1 protein-coding gene is annotated in these 289 nt (G+C 61.2%); it reads left to right on the forward strand.

Annotated elements, in window-relative coordinates:
- Positions 1–289 (forward strand): alpha-L-fucosidase (locus tag IG99_RS43820; RefSeq protein WP_037684642.1); only part of this gene is annotated, 289 nt, incomplete at both ends.

Raw genomic sequence — 289 nt, forward strand, 5'->3', positions numbered from 1 at the left:
CCTACAAGCAGGACATCGTGCGGACGTACTGCGACGCCTTCCGGGCGAAGGGGCTGAAGGTCGGGTTCTACTACTCGATCTGGGACCGCACCTTCGGCGTCGAGGCATGGGAGAGCCGGCACAACGTGACCGGGCTCGAAATAACCGATGCCATCCAACCCGGCGACATGACCTTCATCCTCGGTCAGATCACCGAGCTGCTCACCAACTACGGCACCATCGACATGTTCATGACCGACGGCTACGCATGGCAGATGGGACAGCAGGCCGTCTCCTACCAGAGGATCCG

The organism is Streptomyces griseus subsp. griseus (assembly GCF_000720255.1).
In the GTDB taxonomy this organism is placed as follows: Bacteria; Actinomycetota; Actinomycetes; order Streptomycetales; family Streptomycetaceae; genus Streptomyces; species Streptomyces griseus_I.